The following is a 6,256-nucleotide window of genomic DNA, read 5'->3' on the forward strand; positions in this document are numbered from 1 at the left end:
TAAGAGTCTTTTTAATAAACCTGTTCGGAAACTTATGTTTCTGAACAGGTTACCTTGAAATGCGATGTTCTAAATCGCACTATTTGTGCAATTTAGAACTTGTCGACCTATTCGAAAACGCAGTTATCGAATAGGTCTCATATCTTAAAAAAATTGCTTAGTTTTTAAGATACTTGATTGCGTTACTGCAGCGGTGCAAAATAACCTGTTTCATCCCGTCCCGACCGGGTTAAAAGCCGAACCTCAAGTTCAACCGGTAGATATGCACGCCCGAAGTCAGTCGGTAAACTTGAGGCATAGCTGAGCTGATAAGAGCCGACCGGTTTTGCGATGAGGTCGTCAATGATCGGAGCAATGCCTTTTTCCGCATAGATATAGGTGTGCATCCCTCCTGTTTTAACACAGAGATATGCTAATTCTGCCGGTAATGTCCGTTGCTGAAGATTGACTGCGTAAAATCGTATACCGTTGTTGTTCATATACGATGCAAGATCATTTAAGCTATACTGCTTAAAACTTTCGGAGCTTATATCTTCAAACGATAGGAATACAACCGCCCGTTTTTGTGCTGCATTGATCAGTTCTCCTCCTGCAAGCCGCACTGCAAGATCGCAGTTCCACAGAGAAGACCATGAGGCTTTTACTTTCAGCGGCTGCGATATAAGAGTCTCCGGAGAAAACTTACCTTCCAGCACCGGGATTTGAGAAGCGGAGATGATAGAAATGCTTCCTTTTCCCTGCATAGCTTCAGCAAGTTCTTTTACCACCGTTCTTACCAGCTCAAATTCTTTTTCCGATTGTGGTGAACGTTCAACCACAAGGGCAATGTCACAGCCGGTATTCAAATAGGCAGAACCTTTCAGCGTAAAGTCGTTGACTTGCCGGTTTGATTCGGTAAGAAAAAAATTATTTGCCGTTAAACCGACAAGAGGCTGCCCCATCCTGTTTTCTACCCGTACTTCCACCGTAACGGTTGGAAACTTATCGGAATAAACACGGTCAAAGCGGACAAAAAGCCCCCCTGCAAGTTCATTGATATGCGAAAAAACCTGAATATTCCCGTTTTTATAATCCACCAATAAAAGACTTCCGTTGGAATCCGGCACTGCTGCGGTGAGTCTTGCCGGTGCATTACCGAGGCTTGCAACCGTGTACAAGCTGGCTAAGCTTATATCAACCAGGTATACCTTGTTTGCGCACGAGATCAAAAGATTGTTCTTCCATATCCGCATGGATTCCGCTTGGGGAACACTGCCGTCCGGCAGAAGGGTTCTAATGTAGTTACCGGCTGTGTCAAACACATAGATACATCCTTTTACCGCATCTGCTGCATAGACTAAATCATCCAGAATAGCGATACCGGCAGGGGCGGTAAAGCCCGGAAAGATGCCGCTGCGCTGCCCAAAGGTAAAAAGTCCTTCACCATCCGGGGAGAAAACCGCAATACGGGCATTCCCAAAATCGGTAACAAAGATATTCCCGTAGGAATCGTATGCTAAAAACTGAGGCCCAATACATTCCCCGATTCCGCGCCCCCGTGTTCCGAAGGATTTAATAAACTTACCGTCTTTGGTTAAAAGCGAAAGGCGGTCGGCTGCAAATTCGGAAATAAGAAGATTTCCATTTTTAAGCGGTAGAATGTCAAAAGGACGGTCAAAGCCGTGGAGGGGTCCGCTCGTCCGCTCAAGCACAATTCCGTTAATATCAAAATGCACCAGTTCATTTGAGCCGTAGGCGGCAACCCAAAAACTGCCGTCTCCGAGAGCTGCTACGGAAACAGGCTGCTTAAAAAAGACCGTACTGTCTTGGCTTGATTCAAATACGGCGGTTTCAACATAACGGACGGATTCTGCAAAATCCGGTTGGGTACTCCGCCGCTCCTTTACCACTTCGATTTTGTTTTTGAGCAGCTGCCCGCCATAGCCCGAAGCAGCAGCAGCTTCCCACTGCTCAAGCGCTGCTCCTTCAATACCGGAACGATAGTACGCCTGCCCAAGCCAATCAAAAATCAGGGGGTCTCCGGGAATATGTGTTAAGGCTTTTTCAAACAATAAAATAGCCTCATTAAATGTTCCGCGGTAATATGCCTGCACCCCGCGCCGGAACTCTTCAAAACCGTGATCCCGGTCAGCAGAACTCAAACGGGGCTGCAGCGTATTGGTTTGTGCCGGTAATAAAGTCCCGGTACACAGTAAAAGCAGCAAAATGCTTGCTGCCCGTACTATTTTCTTTATAAACATCATGCTAGTCCTTCTGAAAGGGTCTAAAACCTTTGCGTTTAGATGTTTTTGTACTTTAGGATCGTCTTTTAGTCAAGATGGTTTGAAGATGTTCTTCAATAATCTCGTTCCCGGACAGCTGTTCATCTGCCCGTTGGATATACGATCGAGCTTCGGTATCAAATCCCATCTTGTAATACGTCCATGCCAGAGAATCCAAATATGCAGGATTATCAGGCTGTGCATCAAGCGCCTTTTTGCACAAAATAAGCGCACGGGTTAAATCTTTTTCGCTATCGGCAAGGATATACCCAAGACCATTAAGCGCTGTCGCATTTTCCGGATCAAGCTGAAGCGCCTTTTCGTAGAGCTCTGCTGCTTTTTCGGTATTTCCCCGTGCATAATCCAAATATGCCATAGAGGTATGTACCTGCGGTGATTCATAGCCTGCGTCCAACAGTTTTGAAAGCTCAAATTCAGCTAACCGGGGGCGTCCGGTTTTGGTATAAATAAATGCTAGAATCAGCCTGCATTGATAGACTCGCGCAATATCGGTACCGGCGGTAATAATTTGCTCAAGGTACACAAGGGCATCATCATACTGCAAAAGACTCGCGTAGCACAATCCTATATAATAGGCAAGATCAAAATTGATCTCAGGGTCTTTCGAAGAAATTTTCAAGAATGCTGCCAGGGCATCCTCATATTGTTTACGCCGATAGAGACTCATTCCCTCTGTAAGAACCGTATCTTGTGATTGTTCACTCATAGTATACGCACTCCGCCTGCGGGTTTTACCCGGTAATATAACGGTTTAAAACCGAAAATCCGTTCATAATCGCCTAATTTTTCTATGTACGACTGAATATCGTTTGCACGCAAAATACTGTAGGTACAGCCGCCGAATCCGCGTCCGGTAAGCCGGGAACATACAATATCGTTGGTGTCGGGAAGGATAAATTCCATAGCCCGTTTGACCAACCAATCCAATTCGGGACAAGAAATTTCAAAGCGGTCGCGCAAACTCTCCTGCGAGCGGGTTACAATACGGGAAAAGACAACCCAATCGTTTTTTTGAAGAGCTGCAATGGCATCATCAACACTAATGGATTCCCTTATAATATACAATACCCGCCGCCGCACTGATTCCGGGATAGACAGTTCGCTTAGATCGCTTTCGGCAAGTTTACTGACATCTTGCGGAATGTCCGGCATTTTTTTGACACGCTCATAGGCTTCCATACACTCTTGAATACGGTGATTTAATTCTTCTCGTGCAAGCTGCCGAGGCACCCGTGAATCAGTCAGAATAATCTGATAATTGTGGATAGGGAAGGGATATATATCAGCTGTCTTCCGCCGGTGATCGGTTCTAATGCAATGACCGGCTTTTGCATACAGCGAACACAAAATATCTGCACGGTGGGGATAGGTTTTGAGATGCTGTACATTGGCATTTTCGAGAATATCCACTAAATCAGCTTTTGTCAGCCGCGGGGCAAATATTCTGCGCAATGCTGTGGCTGTTGCAACCTTGAGCGCATTCGGCGTTCCAAGCCCTGCATCCCCAGGAATTTCGGACAAAATGGTAAAATTAAGACCGGAGATATCGATCCCTTGATCCATAAATGAGAGAATAACAGCTTTTATCGAATTTGCCCAGCGGTCTTCTTTCCGGTACCGCAAATTAACAGCAGCAACTTTTTTCCGTTCTTTGAGCGAAAGCGAAAGGAAGCGGTAATTCGAGTCTTTTCGTTTAGAAACACATAGATACAGATAGTGATCAATAGCCATCGAAAGGGTATTACCTTGCGCAAACCATGTATGTTCACCTAATAAGTGAAAACGGCCGGGAACCGCAACCGTAACTTCCGGCTCATCGCCATACTCATCTACATGAAAAGGTAGAATCTTCTGCATACTTACTATAATAGCCGTTATATTGAAATAATTCAAGAAAAATGATTAAATTGCTGTAAAATTATGTCAATTATTTCTTCTTTTTTAGCAGCTGTTTGTACAGCGGTGATGCTTTCGTTTGGAATACCGAATGAGTATCTGCATTTCGGTTCGGGATATTTCGGTTTTGCTGCGCTTATTCCGATTTATATTGCGTTTTGCTTTAGCCCTTCACGGAGACGTTCAGGGTTGATGTACGGTGCGGTTATTGCGCTTATACATCTGATATCCAGCTTCTGGTTGGCATATTTTGAAAATTTTGCAATATTCACCCTCGGCGCTTCAACTATTGCTTATTTTTGTTTAGGCTCTCTTTTCGGTGTTTGGTTTTATTATGCCATGCAATTTCCAATCAGGGTACGTCCCTTTGCCTTCGCTGTACTGTGGACACTGTGGGAGTGGTTTAAGGGGAGCGGGTTTGTTGCCTATCCGTGGGGAAGCCTTGCTATGACAACCTTATCACTTCTTCCGTTTATTCAGATTGCTGATATTACCGGGATATGGGGTATTACCTTTCTTGTTGCGTTGACATCCGCGGTCTTTACTGAACTGTGCATTGCCAGATACGGTTTAAAAGGACTACAATTTGCGGTACATACTAGACAACTATACACCGCTGCTGCGCGAATAGATAAAAAACAGCTCTACGCACCGGCTGTGTTTACTGCTGCCTTACTGGTGCTTGTCAATGGGTATGGACTCTACCGGCTGTGTGAAAGGCGTGAAGTAAAACAAAATCTCTCACTCGTACTGGTACAGCAAAACACTGACCCCTGGGTGTCCGGTTTACATCTTTTTTTTAACAACCTCAGCAAGACTCAAGCAATGACGGAAGCGGCTATTGAGGCTTCTCCGGTTAAACCCGATCTGATCGTATGGAACGAAAGCAGCCTTGCCTACGGATATGATCAGTTCAGGGACTATTATAACAGTTTGCCCGAATCGGAGCCATTTACTGATTTTTTACAGCGCATGAATATTCCGATATTGACCGGTTCCCCGCTTTTAGTAGATGCAGAACAAGATAAGTATTCCAATGCGGTCTATATGATCAACCCTGACGGCAGTATTGCAGATACCTACTCGAAAATACAGCTGATATGCTTTGCCGAGTATATCCCATTCCTCGATCATCCGCTAGTGCAGCGCTTTTTTAGTTCTTTAGTCGGATTTTCTTCGGGCTGGGAACCGGGAAAGGTCTATAAAACGATGGCGCTCGATACTCAAAATGGAAACACCATCAGGTTTGCCGCTCCTATTTGCTTTGAAGATGCGTTTCCCGCGCTCTGTGCTGATTTACATAATCAAAACAGCGATATACTGATAAATCTAACCAATGATTCGTGGTCTAAAACAGCAAGCGCCGAGTATCAGCATTTTGCAGTTGCCTATTTCCGTGCTATTGAATTGCGGACTCCGCTTGTCCGTGCAACCAATGGCGGCTATACCTGCGTCGTTGATCCTAGGGGCTTCATTCTTACATCGCTGCCGCTTTTTACTTCCGCAGCTATACCTGTTCAGATACCGATTTATACTCGCCGGCAAACGGTATATGCACAATGGAAGGATTGGCTGCCGGCGCTCTTTTTGCTCCTTGCCTGCGGTGTCAGTATCGCATACCGGCTTAGCCCGGCTTTTTCACCAAAAACGGAACTAGATGACGAATCCTCTTTTGCATGGCTGACACCCCTTGCCTGCAAGCAGCGCCGGAAGAAAAAGCTCTTGAAAAAGATATGGATACGAAAGCGCCGGAAACAGCAGTTTACTAAAGGATTCTAACTGGCTTTTTAGAGATGCCTTCCTGTTAACCGAGGGGGACGTTGCTGAGCAGTGCCCCCTGTACACTTTTCCCGGCTGCATCAGCGGCAATGCTGAAGAAGAGGAAGCCTGTTATATTACCGTTAGTTCTCCATCTACGATCTTTGCGGTCTATTTGTGCGGAGGGTTAATGCCCACATGCCGCGTCGGGGGTGCTGATTGCTATAGCACTTCGGTTTTCCAGTCCCTTATTGTACGTGTCTGCTCATCAAAAGAGCTTCCTACCAGCACAATTTTCTTGCTATCAGCTTTGTACCGTT

The 6,256-nt window shown here is 45.4% G+C and carries 4 protein-coding genes and 1 pseudogene; 1 reads left to right on the forward strand and 4 read right to left on the reverse strand.

The annotated features are described in order from the left end of the window. Window positions 1-182 precede the first annotated feature (182 nt). From ACTTJ8_RS11115 to ACTTJ8_RS11125, 3 genes are read right to left on the reverse strand one after another with little or no spacing between them, the layout of a single operon-like run. The gene (locus ACTTJ8_RS11115; protein ID WP_442719704.1) at window positions 183-2,240 is read right to left on the reverse strand and encodes a hypothetical protein; all 2,058 of its coding nucleotides are present in this window, start codon (window positions 2,238-2,240) and stop codon (window positions 183-185) included. 55 nt (window positions 2,241-2,295) lie between these two features. Continuing rightward, complete coding sequence (locus ACTTJ8_RS11120; protein WP_442716049.1) at window positions 2,296-2,988, reverse strand: tetratricopeptide repeat protein; 693 nt, start codon at window positions 2,986-2,988, stop codon at window positions 2,296-2,298. Then, window positions 2,985-4,139 (reverse strand): galactokinase, encoded by a 1,155-nt coding sequence (locus ACTTJ8_RS11125; RefSeq protein WP_442716050.1) that lies wholly within the window; start codon window positions 4,137-4,139, stop codon window positions 2,985-2,987. The genes ACTTJ8_RS11120 and ACTTJ8_RS11125 overlap by 4 nt, the downstream gene beginning before the upstream one ends. A 63-nt stretch (window positions 4,140-4,202) precedes the next feature. On the opposite strand from ACTTJ8_RS11125, the gene lnt reads away from it, so the two are divergent. Next, the gene (gene lnt / locus ACTTJ8_RS11130) at window positions 4,203-5,957 is read left to right on the forward strand and encodes an apolipoprotein N-acyltransferase (RefSeq protein WP_442719703.1); all 1,755 of its coding nucleotides are present in this window, start codon (window positions 4,203-4,205) and stop codon (window positions 5,955-5,957) included. A 201-nt stretch (window positions 5,958-6,158) separates the two neighbouring features. Here the strand turns inward: lnt and ACTTJ8_RS11135 are convergent. After that, window positions 6,159-6,256, reverse strand: a pseudogene (locus tag ACTTJ8_RS11135) (PD-(D/E)XK nuclease domain-containing protein); the annotation flags it as partial.

Origin of the sequence: Treponema sp. (assembly GCF_052169735.1) — a bacterium.
Classification (GTDB): Bacteria; Spirochaetota; Spirochaetia; order Treponematales; family Treponemataceae; genus Treponema.

Bases quoted from the DNA above. Each gene is read 5' to 3' on its own strand.
- ACTTJ8_RS11120 (WP_442716049.1), bottom strand. From the start codon at position 2,988: ATGAGTGAACAATCACAAGATACGGTTCTTACAGAGGGAATGAGTCTC.
- ACTTJ8_RS11115 (WP_442719704.1), bottom strand. From the start codon at position 2,240: ATGTTTATAAAGAAAATAGTACGGGCAGCAAGCATTTTGCTGCTTTTA.
- lnt (WP_442719703.1), top strand. From the start codon at position 4,203: ATGTCAATTATTTCTTCTTTTTTAGCAGCTGTTTGTACAGCGGTGATG.
- ACTTJ8_RS11125 (WP_442716050.1), bottom strand. From the start codon at position 4,139: ATGCAGAAGATTCTACCTTTTCATGTAGATGAGTATGGCGATGAGCCG.